Below are 1708 nucleotides of genomic sequence, written 5' to 3'. Positions count from 1 at the left end.
GGTTCGACGTGTGCCGGGACGAGGGGTGCGGGGTGCGGGAAGGTGTCGTCCCGGAGCACGGCGAACAAGCGCACGGGGGTCGCCGGGGAGCGCCGGGGGTGGTGTCCCCGCGGGCCGCTCGGGCGATAGGCGGGCGGGGCGCCGACGGCGACGCCGGTCACGGTGGGGGTGCCGTGGGCGGCCTCGGCCGCTCCGCCGGGCCCGGCGGCCCCGGGGTGGGGAGCGGGAGGCCCGACTCCGTTCCGTGAAACACCGGTACGCGGCCCACCCGAACCTGCCGGGGACCGGCGGCAGGCGTATCCGCCCGCGCCTGTCACGGCTGCCGACGCGGGTCCGGAGCCACGCCGGCGTCGCGCGATCCCCCCGCGGTGCCGAGGGCGCCGGCGGCGTGCTGCCGGGGCCCGGGCACCCCGGCGGGCCGGGTCCGGGTTTCAGCCGCCCTTCACGGTGTCCTGCAACCAGTCGAAGACGACCTCGCAGTGCAGTTGGGGGGCCATGGGGGAGCAGTGCAGTTGCGCGCCCTGAGCCGCCGTCAGTCGCACATAGTCCTTGGGAGAGGTGAGGGCGTCGTACATGTGGCGCGGTTGGCCGGGGTAGAACTGCTCCCCCTCGTAGTCCAGGACCAGGGTGGGTGCCTCGATGCGGGGGACGACATCGGTGATCGACAGGGCTTCGAGGCGCGTGGCGGGGGTGTGGAAGTCGGTGAACAGCTCGCCCCGGCGGGCTTCGAGCATCGCGGGGATGGAGAACGGCTCGAAGCGCTTCTTCAGCACCTCGGCCGCCTGCGGGGGCAGCTCCGGGACGACCTCGGTGTTCCAGATGTCGTTCGTCCGCTGCTTGTCCGGCGTGAGGATCTCGCGGATCCCGGGCGGGAAGCCCAGCCACGGGTCCACACAGCCCGGCATCGCCACCAGTGCGGCGATCCGGCTTTCGAACGCCGCGGCCCGGGGGGCGAGGTTGCCCCCCATGCTGAGACCGGTCAGGGCGATCCGGTTCGGGTCCACGTCGGAGCGGGCCGTCAGCCAGTCGACGAGCGGGGTGACGACCTTCTCCCAGGTCGGCGTGAAGACGACCCGGTCGACGAACAGCAGTTGGCCCTGACCCGGCCCGTCGTAAACGAGAGCGTTCCAGCCGCGTTCGAGGGCGGCGGGGACGCCGTAGGTCCACATGTCGACGTTCTGGCCGTCGCTGCCGTTGGTCAGGATCACGGTGGGGCGCCGGGCGCCGGAGGTGTCGGGGCGGAAGTACCAGACCGGCAGCGGTGTCGTTCCGTACGGCACCCGGGCCTTGACCGCAGGCGGCTCGCACAGATCGCAGAAGGCGTCCCATGCCTCACGGCCGGCCCGGTACAACTGCTCCTCGCTGCCGGGGTCGTCGGAGCCGAGGACGAAGAAAAGCGCCTGTGCGTGGTACTGCGCGGCGCGCAGCGACCGGAACCGCTTGGTTCGGTCGTCGGCCGGGGCACCGGGCGGCGGGTCCAGGAGCCGGTCGCCCAGCTCGCGGAACGTCTCCACGTACGTCCGGGAGGACGGTCCGGCACCGTTGATGGTGTTGACGGCGGTCAGGACCTCGCCCACCTCGGCGGCGCCCGCGCCCGAGGCGCCGAGCGCCAGGAGCGCGCCGAAGTTGTACGCCGGGTCCTCGAACAGCGTCATCGCGCCCGGGGTGATGCCTCCCGCGGGGGTGGGTGGCGGGGCGGGGCCGGCGG

Annotated in this window: 1 protein-coding gene; it reads right to left on the bottom strand. The window is 73.6% G+C overall.

Going from position 1 to position 1708, the window contains the following annotated elements:
* Positions 1-431: 431 nt before the first annotated feature.
* A partial coding sequence (locus FOE67_RS24920) for an alpha/beta hydrolase family protein (RefSeq protein ID WP_228474266.1) occupies positions 432-1708 on the bottom strand: 1277 nt, incomplete at its 5' end.

Origin of the sequence: Streptomyces calidiresistens, assembly GCF_014141525.1 — a bacterium.
Taxonomy (GTDB): domain Bacteria; phylum Actinomycetota; class Actinomycetes; order Streptomycetales; family Streptomycetaceae; genus Streptomyces; species Streptomyces calidiresistens.
This window is presented reverse-complemented; position numbering and strand designations above follow the sequence as displayed.